The organism is Sphingomonas sp. Leaf25 (genome assembly GCF_001421635.1).
GTDB lineage: Bacteria > Pseudomonadota > Alphaproteobacteria > Sphingomonadales > Sphingomonadaceae > Sphingomonas.
Genome location: NZ_LMKU01000012.1, coordinates 599,997 through 618,288, shown reverse-complemented (window position 1 = coordinate 618,288; position 18,292 = coordinate 599,997). Strand labels below are relative to the sequence as shown.

The 18,292-nt window shown below is 67.7% G+C and carries 14 protein-coding genes and 1 pseudogene; 7 read left to right on the top strand and 8 right to left on the bottom strand.

The window, feature by feature from the left end:
* Nucleotides 1–82: 82 nt before the first annotated feature.
* From ASE78_RS07425 to ASE78_RS19505, 5 genes are all read right to left on the bottom strand, one after another.
* Nucleotides 83–964 carry a type 1 glutamine amidotransferase gene (locus ASE78_RS07425; protein WP_056495088.1) on the bottom strand — a complete coding sequence of 294 codons (882 nt, stop codon included), beginning with the start codon at nucleotides 962–964 and terminating at the stop codon, nucleotides 83–85.
* Nucleotides 964–2,319, bottom strand: a complete 1,356-nt coding sequence (locus ASE78_RS07420; RefSeq protein ID WP_056495085.1) for an ABC1 kinase family protein — start codon at nucleotides 2,317–2,319, stop codon at nucleotides 964–966. Before ASE78_RS07420 ends, ASE78_RS07425 begins: the two co-directional genes overlap by 1 nt.
* Before the next feature lie 51 nt (nucleotides 2,320–2,370).
* Complete coding sequence (locus ASE78_RS07415; RefSeq protein WP_056495082.1) at nucleotides 2,371–3,117, bottom strand: glycosyltransferase family 2 protein; 747 nt, start codon at nucleotides 3,115–3,117, stop codon at nucleotides 2,371–2,373.
* A 38-nt stretch (nucleotides 3,118–3,155) separates the two neighbouring features.
* On the bottom strand, nucleotides 3,156–4,151 hold the full coding sequence (locus tag ASE78_RS19510) for a TonB-dependent receptor (RefSeq protein WP_235514918.1): 996 nt from the start codon (nucleotides 4,149–4,151) through the stop codon (nucleotides 3,156–3,158).
* A 28-nt stretch (nucleotides 4,152–4,179) separates the two neighbouring features.
* On the bottom strand, nucleotides 4,180–6,034 hold a 1,855-nt coding region (locus ASE78_RS19505), incomplete at its 3' end, for a TonB-dependent receptor plug domain-containing protein (protein WP_235514907.1).
* A 177-nt stretch (nucleotides 6,035–6,211) separates the two neighbouring features.
* Between ASE78_RS19505 and ASE78_RS07400 the strand changes: the two genes are divergently transcribed.
* The 3 genes from ASE78_RS07400 to ASE78_RS07390 are packed head-to-tail and all read left to right on the top strand — an operon-like array spanning nucleotide 6,212 to nucleotide 9,200.
* Complete coding sequence (locus ASE78_RS07400; protein ID WP_200911007.1) at nucleotides 6,212–7,477, top strand: extracellular solute-binding protein; 1,266 nt, start codon at nucleotides 6,212–6,214, stop codon at nucleotides 7,475–7,477.
* Nucleotides 7,474–8,355, top strand: a complete 882-nt coding sequence (locus ASE78_RS07395; RefSeq protein WP_056495072.1) for a carbohydrate ABC transporter permease — start codon at nucleotides 7,474–7,476, stop codon at nucleotides 8,353–8,355. The genes ASE78_RS07400 and ASE78_RS07395 overlap by 4 nt, the downstream gene beginning before the upstream one ends.
* Nucleotides 8,352–9,200, top strand: coding sequence for a carbohydrate ABC transporter permease (locus ASE78_RS07390; protein WP_056495070.1), 849 nt, complete (start codon nucleotides 8,352–8,354; stop codon nucleotides 9,198–9,200). Before ASE78_RS07395 ends, ASE78_RS07390 begins: the two co-directional genes overlap by 4 nt.
* Here ASE78_RS07390 and ASE78_RS07385 read toward each other — a convergent pair.
* Nucleotides 9,161–10,270, bottom strand: a complete 1,110-nt coding sequence (locus ASE78_RS07385; RefSeq protein WP_056495067.1) for an ABC transporter ATP-binding protein — start codon at nucleotides 10,268–10,270, stop codon at nucleotides 9,161–9,163. The two genes, ASE78_RS07390 and ASE78_RS07385, sit on opposite strands and share 40 nt — an antisense overlap.
* A gap of 157 nt (nucleotides 10,271–10,427) precedes the next feature.
* Between ASE78_RS07385 and poxB the strand changes: the two genes are divergently transcribed.
* Entirely contained in the window at nucleotides 10,428–12,182 is a 1,755-nt protein-coding gene (gene poxB / locus ASE78_RS07380) for a ubiquinone-dependent pyruvate dehydrogenase (RefSeq protein ID WP_056495064.1), read from the top strand.
* Nucleotide 12,183: 1 nt separating this feature from the next.
* Here poxB and ASE78_RS07375 read toward each other — a convergent pair whose 3' ends face one another.
* The gene (locus ASE78_RS07375; RefSeq protein WP_082467072.1) at nucleotides 12,184–13,032 is read right to left on the bottom strand and encodes a family 16 glycosylhydrolase; all 849 of its coding nucleotides are present in this window, start codon (nucleotides 13,030–13,032) and stop codon (nucleotides 12,184–12,186) included.
* A 173-nt stretch (nucleotides 13,033–13,205) separates the two neighbouring features.
* Between ASE78_RS07375 and ASE78_RS07370 the strand changes: the two genes are divergently transcribed.
* Genes ASE78_RS07370 through ASE78_RS07360 form a run of 3 tightly spaced genes read left to right on the top strand, consistent with a single transcriptional unit; the run spans nucleotide 13,206 to nucleotide 17,793 of the window.
* Entirely contained in the window at nucleotides 13,206–14,543 is a 1,338-nt protein-coding gene (locus tag ASE78_RS07370; protein ID WP_056495061.1) for an MFS transporter, read from the top strand.
* Nucleotides 14,540–16,648, top strand: coding sequence for an alpha-galactosidase (locus ASE78_RS07365; RefSeq protein WP_056495058.1), 2,109 nt, complete (start codon nucleotides 14,540–14,542; stop codon nucleotides 16,646–16,648). The genes ASE78_RS07370 and ASE78_RS07365 overlap by 4 nt, the downstream gene beginning before the upstream one ends.
* Nucleotides 16,645–17,793, top strand: coding sequence for a glycoside hydrolase family 68 protein (locus ASE78_RS07360; protein WP_082467048.1), 1,149 nt, complete (start codon nucleotides 16,645–16,647; stop codon nucleotides 17,791–17,793). The genes ASE78_RS07365 and ASE78_RS07360 overlap by 4 nt, the downstream gene beginning before the upstream one ends.
* Before the next feature lie 152 nt (nucleotides 17,794–17,945).
* Here the strand turns inward: ASE78_RS07360 and ASE78_RS19500 are convergent.
* Nucleotides 17,946–18,292 (bottom strand): annotated as a pseudogene (locus ASE78_RS19500) (TonB-dependent receptor); the annotation flags it as partial.

The following is an 18,292-nucleotide window of genomic DNA, read 5'->3' as shown; positions in this document are numbered from 1 at the left end:
AGCCTGCGATGGGGCGACTGGTCGACGCTGGTAAACCGATGCTCCGTTCGCCATCTGCCCCGGACTGAAGCCGCTGTGCCGATCAGTCCGCCGCGACCGCGATCGGCAAGCGCTGGCTCGCCTCGGCCTTCAGTCTTGGCGCATGGGTCAGGAAGTTGCGCAACTCGGTCCGGCGGAGATGTTCGTCGGCGAACTGATCGTCGACGCCCAGCATCCATCGCGGTGCCAGTCGCTCCGGCGTGCGATGCAGCGCGGTCAACTGCGCGGCGCGATCACGCACCGCAGCGGTGTCGTCCGCCAGCCCGGCGTCGACCAACTGGTCCGCCTGCCGCTCCAGCGCGACGGCGATTTCGCCGGGGGCCAGTTCGGGGTGATATTGCACGCCCCAGAACACGCCGCGATCATGGCGAATCTCCGCCGCCTGCACCCGCGTCGCGGCATTGCCGGCCAGCAGCGTCGCGCCATCGGGCAGCGTTTCGACTTCGTCGCCATGGATCGCCGGTGCGTCCCAGCAGCAGGGCCGCCCGTCGAGCAGCGGATGATCGCGGCCATCGGCGGTCGCGGCGATCCTGCGCGCGATACCCGCTTCCATGCGTTCCGGCATCTTGCGGACCGTGCCGCCCGCCGCCACCACCGCGACCTGTAGCCCGGCGCACGAGCCGAATGCCGGCGTGCCCGACGCGAAGACCGCGCGCATGAACGCGACCTGTCGTTCGACCTCCGGGGTCGGGTCATAGACGTGCAACGGCGATCCGGTCAGGAACACCGCGTCGAACCGCTCCAGTGCATCAATCCCGATCGGTTCGGCATCGGCGTCGGCGGGCGCGACGATCATGATGTCGGCATGCGGCGCCAGTTGCCGCAAGGTTGCGGCATAGCTTTCGCCCGAACTCTTGCCGGCATGGTCGCGGCGGGCATCGCGTTCATCCCGCGTTTCGCTTTCGGCAATCAGGAAACGGGGCATCACGATCCTTCGGCAAGCGCGGGGGAAGCACCGATCGCACGGGAGGCAAGGCCACGGACGTCGACCCGCGCCTTCAACCGTGCGGCAAGCAGCGCGGTGCCGCTGACCTTGCGCTGGACGAACAGCGTTTCGACGTCGGGGACGTGCCATGTCGCGCGATCGGCAACCAATGCCTTTGCTTCCTCGCGAACGACCGGTGCGAAAGCGCGATCGCCGAAGTCGAACGGGCCGGAGCGGTTCATCGCATCGTCGATCGCCGCGATCATCCGGTCGACGGCGGGGCGATGCGCCTCGGCCGCCGCTACCCCCAGAAAACCCGTCGTCACCGCCGTCTCGCGAATGCGGTTGCGGTCGCGCGCCAGCCCGGCCTCGATCAGCGCGCGATAGGCATCGGCCGTCGTCGTCGGCACCGTTCGCGCCGCGCCGAAATCGAGTAATACGAGCCTGCCGGTCGCCGGCTGCCAGCGGTAGTTGGCGAAGTTGGGATCGGTCTGCATCACCCCGAATTCAAAGATTTCGCGCAGCACCAGCTCGATCAGCGCGGTCGTCACCGCGTCGCGGCGCTCCTGCGGCGCATCGCTCAGGCTCTCGACCGGCTCGCCCTCGACATAGGACATCGCCAACACCTGTCCGGTCGTCAGCGGTTCATACAGATCGGGCACGACGAAGCGCGCGTCGCCGTTCAGCCGCGCGGCATAGGCCTGCATCTGCTCGCCCTCGCGCCGGTAATCCGCTTCCTCGGCCAGTTGCCGCTTCGCTTCGCCGAGCAGCGGTTTCAGGTCGAGCGTCGACGGCAACAGGTTGGAGATGCGCAACAGGGTCGCGACATTGTCGACATCGGCATCGATGCTGTCGCGAACGCCGGGATATTGCACCTTGATCGCCAGCAGCCTGCCGTCGGGCAGCGTGGCGAGGTGGACCTGCCCGATCGAGGCGGCGGCGATCGGGGTCGCGTCGAACTGGCGGAAGCGGCGACGCCAGTCGTTGCCCCATTCGCCGCGCAGCACCCGGTCGAGCTGTTGCGGCGGCATCCGGTATCCCTGATTGCGCAGCCGCGACAGGATCGTCGACAATTCGGGCGGCAGCACGTCGCCGGCATCCATCGAGATCATCTGCCCCAGCTTCATCGCCGCGCCGCGCATGTGCGACAGCCGGTCGGCGACCCGCGTCGCATTGGCGGGGGTGAGGACGAGGTCGCTCAGTTGCGGCCGTTCGCCGCTTGCCAGTCGCCGTGCGCCCTCGGCCAGCATGCCACCGGCGACGCCACCGGCAAGGCGGCCGAAGCCGCTCAGCCGCGCGAAGCGTCCGGTGGGTACGGCACGGCCGCGTGCGGCGGGGAAATCATCGTTTGCCATGCGCGCATAGCTCCCGCCGGCCCGATCGGGTTCCGTGCGGTACGCAGTGGATCAGTGAGCGACCGGCAGCAGCTCCGCCAGATAGGGATGGGCGAGCACTCGAGCGGCGTTGCGCGCACCGATCGCGGTATCGTTGACCAGCCTGCTGCCGGCGACGGTGCGGTACAGCGCGACACAGGCATCGATCCGCGCGAAGCGGGCACCGGCCGCGCCGGCGCGGGTGTAGAAATCCCAGTCGTTGCAATTGTGGAAGCTCGGGTCGAACCCGCCCACCGTCTCGACCATCGCCCGGCGGACCACTGACCAGCTTGGCCCGATGACGCCGCCGCTGGCCAGACCCCGCCGGATACAGTCGCCGTCCCAGCCGCATTCCGGCGCCTGCGGTGCGGCATCGCCCTCGACGCGGGCGAAATGACCGACGACGATGTCGTGATCGTGCGCGACCTTCGGGTCGAGCAAGGTGCGGGCGGCACCCGGCAACCAGATGTCGTCGCTGTCGAGGAAGGCGATCCATTCGGCGCGGGCGAGCGCCGCGCCGGTGTTGCGTGCCTGCGATGCGCCGACGTTGCGCGGCAGGATGAGCGCCGTCACCTGCGGATGGGCATCCGCCAGCGCGCGGATCACGCCCGCGCTGTCGTCGCGCGACCCGTCGTCGACGACGATGACGTGATCGGGCGCATGATCCTGTGCCAGCATGCTTTCCACCGCGTCGGCGACGACATGGGCGCGGTTATGGCACGGGATGACGACGTCGTAGCGCCCAAGCGGCGCGAACAGCGGAACGGGGCGATGCAGCATGCACGCGCCATGCCGGATTTCCGCGACGGATCATAGGCTCAGCGTGGACCGTAGCGCAGCTTGGCGCCGACGTAGAAGAAGCGCCCGACCGGCGAGATCGGCACGTTCGTCTCGAAACCAATATCGGGCTTCTGGTCGGCCAGATTGTTGACGCCGCCGTAGAAGGAGAAATCGTCGCCGGCCGCCACTTCCGCCTGAAGGTCATGCTGCCACAGTTCCTTGTAGCGGAAATATCGCGGGGCGACGAGCGTCGGGTTGGTGTCGGTATCGATCCGCGCGAAACGGCGGACGCCGTTCTGCCAGCGCAGATTGTACGACAGCGTCAGCGGCCCGGCGATCCAGCTTGGCGAGAACACGAAGTTGTATTGCGGGCGGAACGGCTGATCGACGTTGTTCTCGGTCACGGCCCCCGGCGTCGCGATCTGTTCGAGCCGGTCGAGATAGCCACCGACGAACCGGAGGTCGAACGTCCCCGCGCTCGCCGTGGTGAAGCGGTAGGCGATATTCAGTTCGGCGCCGGCGGTGCGGAAAGCGGCGACATTCTGCGGCTGGACGATGAAGCCGTTGATGAAGCCGCTGCCCGGTGCGCGGGTGATCGAGCGGCAATAGGCGTTGTCGAGGGTCGGCTGGTCGACGCAGAGTTCGGCGACGGTGTTGGCGTCGGGGGTGTTGATCGCGTTCCTGAGGTCGATGTCGTACCAGTCGACCGCGATCGACAGGCCGGGAACAAAGTCGGGGCGCAGCACCACGCCCGCCGTCCAGGTGCGGGCGGTTTCGGCACGCAGGTCGCGATTGCCCTCCTGCGTGCCGGGAATGAAGATGGTGGCGTTGGGATTGTTGGCGGCGGTGAAGCTGCCGAAATTGCCCCCGGCGGCGGCGATCAGCGCGCGGCAGTTTTCCGACCGGAACGAGGTGCCCAGACTGCGGTTGGCGACGTAGCAGGGGTCGGAGAAGAAGTTGCTGGTCCCGGTGCGCGGGCGAAAGATTTCGCCGATATTGGGCGCCCGGACCGACCGGCCATAGGAGCCGCGCAGGGTGATCGCCCGGATCGGCGCGTAGNNNAGGTGCGGGTCGAGCCGATCGTCGAATAGTCCGACAGGCGGCCCGCCGCGCCGACCGACAGGAGGTGCGCGAACGGCACGTCCTTCAACAGCGGGGCGTTCAGTTCGCCGAACGCTTCCCATACGTCGAACGCGCCGGCCGACGGGGTGGGGATGATATATTCGTCATATTGATAGAAGCGATTGTCGACCAGTTCCTGCGCTGGATCGAAGCGGCTGGATTCGCGGCGATATTCGCCACCGACCGCAAAGGCGACCGGGCCGCCGGGCAGGGCGAACGCCTGGCCGAAGTCGCCGGTCAGCGCCGCATTGGCGACATGCTGTTCGATACGGGCGTTGCTGACCGGATCGAACAGGAAATAGCCGAACGAGCGGCCATCGACGCTGTTGCCGCCAAAGGTGTTGACCGGCAGACAGCCGGCCGCGCGTGCCGCCGCCGAGCGGCATATGACTGCCCCCGAAGCCGGATCGCGTACCGCGTCGAGCGCATTGACGAATTGATCGTTCAACCGGTCGTTCAGCTTGGTTGCGCGGATGTCGGTGCGGCCATAGGTGTAGGACACGTCGTAGCTGGCATGATCGCTGATCGCCCCGGTCACGTCGACCACGCCGCGCCACGTCCGGCGGCGGTCGCGCTCGCCCCGGCGGGGAATGTCGAAGTTGTTGCGGCTGACGTCGACGGAGGTAAGGCCGGCGGCGCGTGCGGCGTTCAGGATCGACAGCGGAATGAACGGATTGTCCAGCGCGATCGTGGCGGGATAATTGCCGCCATAGCCGCCGAAGGTCGTCACCTCGGTCTGGACGAACTTGCCCTCAAGGCTGAGCTTGAACGCATCCGAGAAATCGAAATGGGTCAGCGCGTTGACGGCATGACGCTCGGTGCGCGGAAAGATGTCGCCGATATAGCCCGCGACGGGGGTATCGTCGCCGCCGACCGAATAGCCGTCGTTCACCAGGTTGCGGCCCGGCGTGTAGCGCGCGCCATCCCCCCGGAATATCTGATCGCCGATGACGATATACCCCTGGTTCGAGCCATAGGGATAGCGCAGGTCGCGGACCGGTTCGACCTTGTAACTACCTGTGCGGTTCGGGTCGTAACTATCGCTGTTCACGAAATATTGTCGCTGCGCGAGCGACAAGTAATCGCGGTCGTCGTTGGCCAGCGGATCGTCGGCATTATATTCATAGGCCAGCGTCAAATTGCCGCGACCATCGGCAAAGTTGCGCCCGGCGATGAACGAGGCGAAACGGTTGCCCGCATCGCCCCGTTCGGAAATGCCAACCTGACCCCGTGCGGCAACCCCGTCGAAATCACGGCGCAGGACGAAATTGACGACGCCCGATACGCCGTCCGCGCCATAGATCGCCGAGACGGCACCGGTCAGCACGTCGACGCGCTGGATCAGGTCGGTGGGGATGGTGTTGATGTCGACGGCGGCGGTATCGGCCTGCCCCGCGACATGGCGACGGCCGTTGACCAGCACCAGCGTGCGCGACGGCCCTAGGCCGCGCAGGTCGAGCAGGTTCAGCCCGACCTGTCCCACCGCACCATCGGCCTGCGAATTGCCGGCGGTCCGGGTGGAATCGCGCGAGTTGGTGAGTGCCGGCACCCGCTGGAGAAAGGTCGTGACGTTGGTGTTGCCTGACTGCTGCAAATCCTCCGCGCCGAACGACACGACCGGATTGGGCGCGGCATAATCCGGCCGGGCGATGCGTGATCCGGTGACGACGATCTCGGCACCCTCGTCGTTTTGGGGAACCGGCACCGACACCTGTTCCTGCGCATGGGCGTTTGCCGTGAACAGGACGAACAGCGCAGCGCCGCACGAAAGGCGACGACGACCGGAAACCGACATGAATATTCCCCTGACGACGCCCGCCAAATTCCCCCGGCCGGCGCGAAACTAACCGGTATCAACCTATGAAAACCATTGCGGTTCAATTGTGTACGGAACGGACGCTGAACATACCGGGCATATCGAAAGTACCGCCAGCCACTGGCGCGAAGCGCTGCATTGCGCCATCGTCCAATGATGAGGGCGAGTGTCAGCTTCGAACGCCCGAGCAGGCGCAGCGTCCTGAAGGCGGTTCCGGCACTGGCAATCAGCGGCTGCGTGCGGACGCCGGCGGCTGAACCGCTCAAGCTGTGGGCGATGAGCTACGAAGGCGATTATTCGCCGATGCTGATGCCGCGCTTTACCGCCGCGACCGGCATCGCGGTCGACGTCCAGTCGCTGCCCAGCACCGCGAGCCATGAGAAGCTGTTGACCGCCTTCGCCGGCGCGGCGCTGCCCGACGTGTTCATGCTGTTCAATAGCTGGATTCGCGAATTCGCGCTGATCGGGGCGATCGCGCCGGTGCGCTCGCCCGCGCTGGTCGCACCGTTGTTCCCCGAGATGCGCGCCGGGGTCGCGGTCGATGGACGCGATTTCGCGATCCCGTGGTCGGTCGCGCCGCAGGTCCAGTATTTCCGCCGCGATATACTGGGGCAGGCGGGGTACGATACGCCACCGCTCGACTGGGCGGGATGGCGCGCGATGGGCCGGGCGCTCAAACGGCGGCGGCCGGACGAGTATGTGTTCCTGATGCTGCTCAACTGGCCCGGCGCGCTGGTGACGATGCTGCACCAGAACCGTGCCGAGCCGCTGCGCGACCGAGCGACACGGGGCAATTTCCGTGCCCCCCGCGCACGGGAGGCGTTCGCCTTCTACAAGTCGCTGTTCGACGAAGGGCTGGCCCCGCGCGCGCTGTCGACCGAGGTGCAAGATCCGCTGGCGGCGTTCGCGCAGGGCTATTTCGCGATCTGGCCGAGCGCGCCGACGACGCTGCGCGACCTGACGCGGCGGGCGAAGGAAATCCCGGCCGACCGTTGGGGCACCGCGCGGCTGGCCGGTCCGCGTGGACCGGGGCCGGTGTCGGGCGACAGCGCCAGCCTGTGCGTCGCGACGACGACGACCCGCCCGGCCGAGGCATGGGCACTGGTCCGGCATCTGACCTCGGCGCAGAGCGAATTGCGGTTCCAAGACCTGATCGGCAATTTGCCCGCGCGGGTCGATGCGTGGTCCTCGCCCCAACTCGCCCAGCCCCAACTCGCCGCATTTCGCGAACAGATGCGCCAGCCCGCGCCGATCCCGCCGGTGATCGAATGGGAGCGTATCCAGACCGAGATCCAGTTGGCCGCCGAACGGATGGTGCGCGGCACGCTGACGATCGACGAGACGCTGGTGGCACTCGACGAACGGGTCGACCGGTTGCTGGCCAAGCGGCGTGCGCTGGTGGATGCGGGGCGGCTGGCATGACCCGTCAGGAACGGACCGCATGGGGTTTCACCCTGCCGGTGCTGGCGATCATCCTGTTCGTGTTCGTGGTGCCGACGCTGCTGGCGCTGGCGCTCTCGCTGACCGATTATTCGGTCTATGCGCTGATCGATCGGGCGAACCTGAAGTTCGTCGGGCTCGACAATTTCACCGGACTGCTCACCACCCCGCTGTTCTGGCGGGCGCTGGGCAATACCATATTGTTCGCCGTGCTGGGCGTGCCGATGGCGATCGGCGCGTCGCTCGCCGCCGCGCTGCTGCTGAACGATGCGACGGTCCGGTGGAAGCCGTTGTGGCGGGTGGCGCTGTTCGCCCCCTATGTCACCAGCGTGGTTGCCACGGCGGTGGTGTGGCGGTTCCTGTTCAACGAACGCTTCGGGCTCATCAACCAGGGGCTGGCGATCATCGGGCTGGGGCCGGTCGACTGGCTGGGCAATCCGGCGACGTCGATCCCCGCGATCCTGATCTTCGTGACGTGGAAGATCTTTGGCTACAACATGATCGTGTTCACCGCCGCGCTGTCGGCGGTGCCGCAGGATCTGATGGAGGCGGCGCGGCTCGATGGGGCGGGGCGCTGGACCCGGTTCCGCCATGTGACGCTGCCGGCGATCGGGCCGACGCTGATGCTGGCGGCGGTGATGAGCGTCGCCGGCTTCCTCCAGATCTTCGCCGAACCCTATGTCATGACGATGGGCGGCCCGGCGCAGAGCACGACGACGGTGCTGTATTTCATGTTCGACGAAGGCTTCAAATGGTGGAATCTGGGGCAGGCGAGCGCGGTCGCCTTCATCCTGTTCCTGATGATTCTGGCGGTAACGCTCGTCCAGACGCGGTTGGCGCGCCGGGCGGAGTGGCTATGAGGAAGCCGCTGCGCACCACCCTGATGACCACGCTGGTCGCGGCCCTCACGCTGCTGACGGTCGCGCCGCTGCTCTACATGCTGATCGTGTCGTTCATGCCGCGCGGGGAATCGACGATGCTGCCGATCCCGCTGTGGCCGTCGCGCTGGTCGCTGGAGAATTATCACGAACTGCTGGTGCGGCGCCGGATCGACGATGCGTGGTTCGATTATCGCATCCTGCCCGCGCTCCGGAACAGCATCGGCATCGCCGCGCTGTCGACGCTGCTCGGGCTGCTGCTGACGGTGCCGGCGGGCTATGCCTTTGCCAAGCTGCGGTTTCGCGGGCGCGACCGGTTGCTGAAACTGCTGATCGCGTCGCTGATCGTGCCGGGGCAGGTCGCGATGCTGCCGCTGTTCCTGATCTTCCGGCAACTGGGGCTGGTGAACAGCTATGCCGGGGTGATCCTGCCGGGGCTGGCGGGCATCTTCGCCATCCTGTTCGTGCGGCAGGCGACACTGTCGATCCCCGACGAACTGATCGATGCCGCGCGGATGGACGGGGCGAGCGAGCGGCGCATCTTCCGCGTCATCGTCCTGCCGTTGCTGACGCCGGTGGTCGTCACGCTGGCGCTGTTCCTGTTTCTGGGAAGCTGGAACGATTTCCTGTGGCCGCTGATCGTGCTGGCGGACCAGCATCGCTACACGCTGCCGGTCGCGGTGGCGGCAATCGCGCGCGAACATGCGGCGGACGGCGAACTGATGATGGCGGCATCGGTGGTGACGACGATGCCGATATTGCTGCTGTTCCTGTTGCTCCAACGCTATTATCTGACCGGGCTGCTCGGCGGATCGGTGAAGGGATAGGCGCGACCGTCGGGCGCGAACAGGTGCGTTTCGGCCGGGTCGGCGGCGAAGCACAAGGTCTGGCCGAGCGTCACATGGCGGTCGGGGGGAAGCTGGGCGACGATGGTATCGGTCGCGCCGCGCCGGCCAAGATGCGCGAACGATAGCGGCCCGAGCCGCTCGAACAGCTCCACCGCGCCGCAGAACGCGCCATCGTCCGCCGCGCGCAGATGTTCGGGGCGGATGCCGAGCGTAGCCGCGCTGCCGATCGCGGAGGACGGAACCTGCGCGGCGGTCGACAGCAGCGTATCGTCGGGCAGGCGGACCTGCGTCCCCGAAGCGTCGACGGCGGTGATGGTGACGGGCAGTAGGTTCATCCCCGGCGATCCGATCGCGGCGGCGACTGCGAGGCTGGCGGGACGGCGATACACCTCGATCGGTTGCCCGACCTGTTCGATGCGGCCAGCGCTCATCACCACGATGCGTTCGGCCAGCGTCATCGCCTCCAACTGGTCGTGCGTCACATAGATCATCGTCGCGCCGAGTTGCTGGTGCAGCCGGGCGAATTCGTGCCGCATCCGCGCGCGCAGCGACGAATCGAGATTGGAGAGCGGCTCGTCGAGCAGCAGCACCTGCGGGCGGCGCACGATCGCGCGGGCGATCGAGACGCGCTGGCGCTGTCCGCCCGACAAGGCGCGGGGGCGGCGGTCGAGCAGGTCGGTGAGGTCGAGCATCGCCGCCGCTTCCTCGACCCGGCGGGCGATCTCCGCTTTGGGCAGGCGGGCGACCTTGAGCGGAAACGCGATATTCCCGGCGACGCTCAGGTGCGGGTAGAGCGCATAGGACTGGAACACCATCGCCACGCCGCGATCGGCGGGGGCGGCATGGGTGACGTCGCGCCCGCCGATGGTGATGCGGCCATCGCTCGGGCTTTCGAGGCCGGCGATCATCCGCAACAGCGTCGACTTGCCGCACCCCGATGGGCCGACCAGCACGACGAATTCCCCGTCGGCGATGGTCAGGTCGCTGGGGTGAAGGACCGTCGTGTCGCCGAAGCGCTTGGAAAGCCCCCTGATGTCGACCGCCGCCATCGTTCCTCCTTCACGTTTCGGACCGAAGCAACGACCGTGCCCTATCAAACAGGAACCGGCGGCAGCGTCAAACCGGCGCGGCGTACCGAACCCTTGGGGCGCCTGAGCGTTCAGCGCGCACCGGCACCGCAGGCCGGTTCGTTCCCCGGAGTAGTTCATGCCCAAGACCAGCGTCGCCGATCTCTTTGCCGAAACCCTGCATCTGGCCGGGGTCGAGCGCATCTATGGCGTGGTCGGCGACAGCCTCAACGGCCTGACCGACAGCCTGCGGCGGCAGGGCAAGATCGAATGGGTCCATGTCCGCAACGAAGAGGCGGGCGCGTTCGCCGCCGCCGCCGAGGCGCAGTTGACGGGCAAGCTGGCGGTATGCGCGGGATCGTGCGGGCCGGGCAACATGCACCTCATCAACGGGCTGTACGACGCGCATCGCAGCCGCGTGCCGGTGCTGGCGATCGCCGCGCAGATTCCCAGCGGCGAGATCGGATCGAATTATTTCCAGGAGACGCGGCCCGAGGCGCTGTTCCGCGAATGCAGCGTCTATTGCGAGACGATCACGACCGGCGAGCAGATGCCGCGCACGCTCGACACCGCGATCCGCGCGGCGACGGGGCATCGCGGCGTCGCGGTGGTGGCGATGCCGGGCGACGTGGCGCTGACCTCGACCAAGGGGGTGCTGGCGCGCAATGGCGGCGCGTTGTTGCCGGCGGCACCGGTGGTGGTGCCGGGCGAGGGCGGACTGGCCAAGCTGGCGGCGTTGCTGAACGATGCGGGCAAGGTGACGATCCTCGCCGGGCGCGGCTGTCGCGGCGCGCATACGCAGTTGATCGCCATCGCGCAGCGGTTGCAGGCGCCGGTCGTCCATGCGCTGGGCGGCAAGGAATTCGTCGAATACGACAATCCCTATGACGTCGGCATGACCGGGTTGATCGGCTTTTCGAGCGGCTATGACGCGATGATGGGTTGCGACACGCTGCTGATGCTCGGCACCGACTTCCCCTATCGGCAATTCTACCCCGAACAGGCGAAGGTCGTGCAGATCGATCTGCGTCCCGAAAATCTGGGGCGGCGGACCGCGATCGACCTCGGCGTCGTCGGCGATGTCGCGGCGACGATCGACGCGGTGCTGCCCCGGCTGACGACCGGGCGGGACGGGGCGTTCCTCGCCGATGCGCGCGAGAATTACGCCAAGGCGCGCAAGGGGCTGGACGAACTGGCGCACGGCAAGCCGGGGAGCGGCATCCTCCACCCGCAGGAAGTGGCGCGGGTGGTCAGCGACCTCGCAAGCGACGACGCGGTCTTTACCGCCGATGTCGGCACGCCGACGATCTGGGCGGCGCGCTACCTCAAGATGAACGGGCGGCGGCGGTTGATCGGGTCGTGGAACCACGGATCGATGGCCAATGCGCTGCCCCATGCCATCGGCGTGCAGGCAACCGCGCCCGGCCGTCAGGTCGTCAGCCTGTCGGGCGACGGCGGCCTCGCCATGTTGATGGGCGAGTTGCTGACGGTGCGGCAGTCGGGATTGCCGGTGAAGATCATCGTCTTCAACAACGGCACACTGGGGTTCGTCGAACTGGAGATGAAGGCGGCGGGCATGATCGAGACGGGCGTCGCGCTCGACAATCCCGATTTCGCCGCCGTCGCGCGGGCGATGGGCATCCACGGCGTGCGCGTGACCGATCCGGCGCACGTACGGGCAGGCGTGGCCGAGGTACTGGCGCATCCCGGCCCCGCGCTGCTCGACGCGGTGACGGCACGGACCGAATTGTCGATGCCGCCCAAGCTGACGCTCGAACAGATGACCGGCTTCACCCTTTATGCCGCCAAGGCGATCCTGAGCGGACGCGGCGATGCGGTGGTCGAACTCGGGCGGACCAACATCGGGTTGATCGGCAGCCTGCTGGGCCGCTGAGTCAGCGCGCCCAGTAGCGGACGTAATCGACCCGCATCGCCTGTGGAAAGGCGGTGTCGTCGATCCCGCGCGCGCCGGCCCAGTCGCCGCCGACCGCGACGTTGAGGATCAGGTCGTAGGGGCGGGTGAACGGCCATGCCGCTTGCCCGCCCGGCCGGTCGTTGCGGACCCGCATATAGCCCCGCCCGTCGATGCCGATGGTGATCGTGTCGGGGGTCCATTCGAGCTGATAGCGGTGCATCGAATCGCAGGCGCGGGGCAGGGTGGTTTCGGCGCCGCGCTGCGTCCCCTTCACATGGTTGAACGCACCGCTGTGAACGGTGCCAAGCACCACGCCGGGATTCGAGCCGACCATTTCCATGACGTCGATCTCACCGGCATCGGGCCATTTGCCGTCGGGTGGCAGCAGCCAGATCGCCGGCCAGATGCCGCGTCCGCACGGCAGTTGCGCGCGGATTTCATAGAAGCCGTAGCCCAGCGGCTGGCGGGTCACGAGCTTCGCCGAGCTATACGCCTGTCCGCCCCAGTCCGGCCGATCGCGCAGCCGTTCGGCCCGCGCCTCGATCACCAGCGCGCCGCGCTCGATCCGCGCGTTCTCGGGGCGGTCGGCGGCGTAATATTGCCGTTCGTTGTTGTACCATCCGGCCTTGTTGCGCGCCGTGTCGTAGCGCCAGCGGGTGGTGTCGATGGCAGGCGCGTCGAACTCGTCGGCGAAGCGCGGGGTGCCGGCGGGGGCCGCCATCGGCATGTCCACCCGGTAATTGTCCGCGCCCAGCGACGGCGAGGTCTGCACGGGACCAGCCACGGCGGGGGCCGATGCCGCCAGCAGGATGAATGCCAACCGTTTCATCATCTTCTCCCGTTGCGGACCTTCTGGTTCGCTTGCGACACGAATGGCATGCGTCGGGTATGCAAGGCAACGCCGACTATCCTGCAATCGATTGTTGCAATGATCCGGGCGGCGGCGTATCATATCCACAAGCCCGCGCCAGACGGGCTTGTTCGCGACTGTGAGGATGTCCGATGCGTCTGCCCGCCACCAAGCCCCGCCTGTCCCTGCCCCGTATCCTTGAGATGAACCTCGGGTTCCTCGGGCTGCAATTCTCGTTCGGGTTGCAGCAGGGGAATATGGCGCCGATCTACAGCTATCTCGGCGCATCGGAGGCGACGTTGCCGTTGCTGGGGCTGGCCGGGCCGATCACCGGGCTGCTGGTCCAGCCGGTCATCGGTGCCTTGAGCGACCGGACCGACAGCCGCTTCGGACGGCGCACCCCCTATTTCATCGCCGGCGCGGTGCTGTGCGCGCTGGGGCTGTTCTTCATGCCGCTCAGCTCGTCGCTGCTGATGGCGGTGTCGCTGCTGTGGATCCTCGATGCCGGCAACAACATCACGATGGAGCCGTACCGCGCCTATGTGTCCGACCGGCTGAACGAGGACCAGCACCAGATCGGCTTCCTGTCGCAAAGCGCCTTCACCGGCCTGGCGCAGATGCTGGCGTTCCTCACCCCGTCGCTGCTGGTGTGGGCGGGGATGAACCAGGACTGGGTCGATACCCACAACATCCCCTATACCGCGCGGATCACCTTCATGCTCGGCGCGATCCTCAGCTTCTCGACGATCCTGTGGTCGATCTGGCGCGTGCCCGAACTGCCGCTGGCTCCGCAAGAGCGCGCGCGGATCGCCGCCGAGCCCAAGGGGTTCGGCGCGATGCTGACCGAGATCGGTTCGGCGATTCGCGACATGCCACAGGCGATGCGCAAGCTGGCGCTGATGAGCCTGTTCCAATGGTATGCGATGGCGGCCTATTGGGGCTATGTCATCTATTCGATCGGCCGGTCGGTCTATGGTACGTCGGTCGCCACCTCGTCGGGCTTTCATTCGGCGGTGCTGACCAACGGCGAGATGGCGGCGTTCTACAACGGCATCGCCTTCCTCGCCGCCTTCGCGATGGTGCCGCTCGCCAAACGGATGGGCGCGGCCTCGCTCCATGCGCTGTGCCTGGTGTTGGCGGGGGCGGGGATGCTGTGGCTGCCGCATATCGTCGACAAATGGATGCTGTTCCTACCGGCGATCGGCATCGGCATCGGCTGGGCCAGCATCATGGGCAACCCCTATGTCATCCTCGCCGGATCGATCCCGCCGGAGCGGACCGGGGTGTACATGGGCATCTTCAACATGATGATCGTCATCCCGATGCTGATCTTCTCGGGCACGATGTGGCTGTTCTACGACCGGTTGCTGGGCGGTGATCCGCGCAACGTGCTGACGCTGTGCGGCGTGCTGATGTTCGCGGCGGCGGCGGCGGTGTGGAGCGTGCGCGAGCGCAACGCCGCCGGGCTGCCGGTCGGAGCGACCGCATGATCGCCGCGCTCCATGCCGGCGACGGCAGCGTCGTGATCGAGCAACGCGGCGTATTGCCCCCGGTGTGGCGCTGGTGGGGGCCGCGCGTCGGGACCGACCGACTGCCGCCGATCGCCGACGTCCGCCCGCCGGCCTCCTTCTCGCTCGACGTGGATCAGCCGTCGCCGGTGGTCCCGGCGCGCGGAACCGGGTGGTTCGGCCCCGCCTCGCTCGACGCGCACCGGGCGGGACGATCGTTCGCCCACTGGTTCGAAACGCAGTCGGTCGAGACGGGCGACGATGCGATCACGGTGACGCTGGTCGATCGCATAGCGCGGATCACTATCGTCCAGCGGATCGCCCGAACCGATGGCGCGCTCGTCCTGTCGGCATCGGTGGTGAACGACGGCGACGACCTGCTCGACATCGCATGGCTGGCGGCGGGGACGCTGCCGCTGCCCGCCGACTGCGTGGCGATCCACAGCTTCACCGGGCGGCACAATGCCGAATTCGTGCCTTATGCCGAACCGATGCCAGCGCATGGCTGGGTGCGGGAGAACCGGCGCGGGCTGACCGGCCATGCCGGGCCGCCGGGGCTGTTCGTGACCGGACCGGCGGCGGGGTGGCATGCCGGGCGGGTGCATGGCGCGCAACTGGCGTGGTCGGGCAACCACCGGCTGGCGATCGAGCGCGACGACGACGGCGTCTGGGTGTTGCAGATGGGCGAGGCGCTGGCGCCGGGCGAAGTGCGGCTGGCCCCGGGCGAGCGCCATGACAGCCCGGAAATGCTGGCGGTATGTTCCGCCGATGGCATCAACGGCGCGATCCACGGCTTTCACGCGGCGGTCCGCGCCCGCGCGCCATGGCCCGCCGCCGGCGCGCCGCCGCGCCCGGTACATGTCAACAGTTGGGAAGGCTTCTACTTCGATCACGACGAAGCGGCGTTGATGGCGCTGGCCGACCGGTCGGCCGCGCTCGGCGTCGAACGGTTCGTGCTCGACGACGGCTGGTTCACAAGGCGCGACGACGATACCGCCGCGCTCGGCGACTGGACCACCGATCCGGTCAAATATCCGCGCGGGCTGAAACCGCTGGCGGACCATGTCGTCGCGCTGGGCATGGAATTCGGGCTGTGGGTCGAACCGGAAATGGTCAACCCCGACAGCGACCTCGCCCGCGCCCATCCCGACTGGGCGTTGCAGGTGGCCGGCGTGCCCAGGCTTACCTCGCGCAACCAGTGGGTGCTCGATCTCGGGCGCCCGGCAGTGCGTGACTATCTGTTCGATGCGATCGACCGGCTGCTGCGCGACCTGCCGATCGCCTATCTCAAATGGGATCACAACCGCGATCTGGCCCCCGCCGGCGGGGCCGACGGACGCGCGGGCTATCATGCGCAGGTGCTGGGTGCCTATGCGCTGTTCGACCGGCTGCGCGTGGCGCACCCGGCGGTCGAGATCGAGGCGTGCGCCGGCGGTGGCGGGCGGATCGACGCCGGCATCGCCACGCGCAGCCACCGGTTCTGGACCAGCGACTGTATCGATGCGGTCAGCCGGGTTAGGATGCAGCGCGGCTTCCTCCATTTCCTGCCGCCCGAGATGATGGGCGCGCATGTCGGCGCCAGCCCGGCGCATTCGACCGGCCGCCGTCAGGGGATGGCGTTCCGCGCCGCCGTCGCGCTGCCGGGGCACCTCGGCGTCGAACTCGACCCCGCGACGATCCGCGATCGCGACGCAGAAATCCTAGCAATGGCGATCGCGCGCTACAAGGCGCTGCGCGGCCGGCTCCACCATGGCCGGCTGTGGCTGGGCGAGGGTGCGGACGGGCTGGTGTGGCAGTTGCACGGCGAACCGGGCGACTGGCTGCTGAGCGTCACCCGCACCGATCCGACCACGCTGCGCCGTCCGCCGGCGATCCCGCTGCCGCCGCTGAATGGAGCGGGCGCGGTGCGCGTCCGCCTGATCGATCTGGCGAGCGAGGACGGCCATCCGCCCCCCGACGCCCCGCTGTTCGCCGCGATGCGGGGGGAGGGCGTGGCGTTCGATGGCGACTGGCTGGCGCAGGCCGGCCTGCCGATGCCCGCAATGAAGGCGGAGAGCGTCGCGCTCTTCGCGCTGGAGACGCTATGACGACGACTGCCTGCTCCCCGGCCCTGACCCGGACCACCCCGACCCACTGGTCGATCGAGGCCGCGCGACTGGCGGCGGATCAGCCCGCCGCCGCGCTGCCGGTGTTCACGGACAAGGACGTCCGCGCGATCCTGCCCGGTCACGACCTGTGGGACATGTGGCAGATCGCCGATGCCGACGGGCGTACCATGATCGTCGACGGGCGGAGCTGGTGGTTCTTCCTCGCCACGCCGCGCTTCACCGATCCCGACGATCGCCACGACGCGGCGCGCATCCGTCTGACTAGCCATGGCGCGGATGGCTGGCGCGATCATGGTGATGCCTTTCCCGACGGCTTCGCGCCGGGCAGCCGCGAATGGTCCGGGTCAGCGGTACTCGCCGACGACGGCACGACGCTGACGATGTATTTCACCGCTTCGGGCCGGCGGGGGCAGGCGCGCACCTTCGAGCAACGCCTGTTCGAAACGGTCGGGCGGTTCGAGGGTGGCCGCGTTGGTGACTGGTCGCCACCGGTCGAATCGGTCGCGGCGGACGGCGTCACCTATCTGCGCGCCGATCAGGGCGACGCGGTCGATGGCCGGATCAAGGGGTTCCGCGATCCCGGCTATTTCCGCGATCCGGCAACCGGCATCGACTATCTGCTGTTCGTCGGATCGGCCGGCTGGGTCGACGATGTGCATGACGGCATCATCGGCGTCGCCGAACGCGCGTCGCCCGACGCGCCATGGCATCTCGCCCCCCCGCTGGTCGAGGCGATCGGCGTCAACAGCGAGCTCGAACGGCCGCATATCGTGCTTCGCGACGGTCTTTATTATTTGTTCTGGTCGACGCAAGGCAAGCGGTTCGTCCCCGGCACCGGCGCGCCGACCGGGCTGTACGGGATGGTCGCCGACGCCATGACCGGGCCGTGGTCGCCGCTCAACGACTCGGGGCTGATCGCCGCCAATCCGGCCGCCGAACCGTATCAGGCCTATTGCTGGTGGGTGACGGGCGAACTGGACGTCATCAGTTTCGTCGATAGCTGGGGCCTCGCCGGCGCGGAGCCGACCGACGCCGCCACCCGCCGCGCGCATTTCGGCGGAACGGCCGCGCCGTTCTTCCGCCTCGCACTGGACGGTACGACCGCCCGGATCGTCACCGCCTGACCAAATATATCATGTGAAGTGCCGACGCCCGGCCGGGACTGCCCCGGTCGGGCGTTTTGTTGTGCGTGGCCTGCCTCCCGGCAAACAATGAACAAAAAAAGGGCGGCGGGACCGAAGTCCTGCCGCCCATGGTCAGGCTGGGGAGAAAATGGTCAGAAGCGGTAGCGCACCGACGCCGTCACCGTCCGGCCATAGAGCGCGGTGTTGTTGAACACAGCGCTGGTCGACGACAGGATCGGGTTCAGGCTGCCGCCGCCACGGAAGCCCAGTTTGTCGAACAGGTTGTTGACGTTCAGCCCCAGTTCGACCCGCTCGATCGGCCGCACAGTCACGAAGCCGTTGACGAAGGTCGACCCCTTGATCGTGTAGAGGTTGAAATCGTCCGACGGCGTCGCGGTCTGCCCGTTCACGCTGACGCCGAACGCGACGATGCCCGCGTCATAGGACGGCGAGACGACATAGAGGAATTCGGGCAGGCCCCCGGGACGGTTGCCGACCA

What these genes read in the sequence shown, in the direction of transcription:
- ASE78_RS07425 (WP_056495088.1), bottom strand. Translation starts at nt 964, where the DNA reads ATGCCCCGTTTCCTGATTGCCGAAAGCGAAACGCGGGATGAACGCGAT.
- ASE78_RS07420 (WP_056495085.1), bottom strand. Translation starts at nt 2,319, where the DNA reads ATGGCAAACGATGATTTCCCCGCCGCACGCGGCCGTGCCGTACCCACC.
- ASE78_RS07415 (WP_056495082.1), bottom strand. Translation starts at nt 3,117, where the DNA reads ATGCTGCATCGCCCCGTTCCGCTGTTCGCGCCGCTTGGGCGCTACGAC.
- ASE78_RS07400 (WP_200911007.1), top strand. Translation starts at nt 6,212, where the DNA reads ATGAGGGCGAGTGTCAGCTTCGAACGCCCGAGCAGGCGCAGCGTCCTG.
- ASE78_RS07395 (WP_056495072.1), top strand. Translation starts at nt 7,474, where the DNA reads ATGACCCGTCAGGAACGGACCGCATGGGGTTTCACCCTGCCGGTGCTG.
- ASE78_RS07390 (WP_056495070.1), top strand. Translation starts at nt 8,352, where the DNA reads ATGAGGAAGCCGCTGCGCACCACCCTGATGACCACGCTGGTCGCGGCC.
- ASE78_RS07385 (WP_056495067.1), bottom strand. Translation starts at nt 10,270, where the DNA reads ATGGCGGCGGTCGACATCAGGGGGCTTTCCAAGCGCTTCGGCGACACG.
- poxB (WP_056495064.1), top strand. Translation starts at nt 10,428, where the DNA reads ATGCCCAAGACCAGCGTCGCCGATCTCTTTGCCGAAACCCTGCATCTG.
- ASE78_RS07375 (WP_082467072.1), bottom strand. Translation starts at nt 13,032, where the DNA reads ATGAAACGGTTGGCATTCATCCTGCTGGCGGCATCGGCCCCCGCCGTG.
- ASE78_RS07370 (WP_056495061.1), top strand. Translation starts at nt 13,206, where the DNA reads ATGCGTCTGCCCGCCACCAAGCCCCGCCTGTCCCTGCCCCGTATCCTT.
- ASE78_RS07365 (WP_056495058.1), top strand. Translation starts at nt 14,540, where the DNA reads ATGATCGCCGCGCTCCATGCCGGCGACGGCAGCGTCGTGATCGAGCAA.
- ASE78_RS07360 (WP_082467048.1), top strand. Translation starts at nt 16,645, where the DNA reads ATGACGACGACTGCCTGCTCCCCGGCCCTGACCCGGACCACCCCGACC.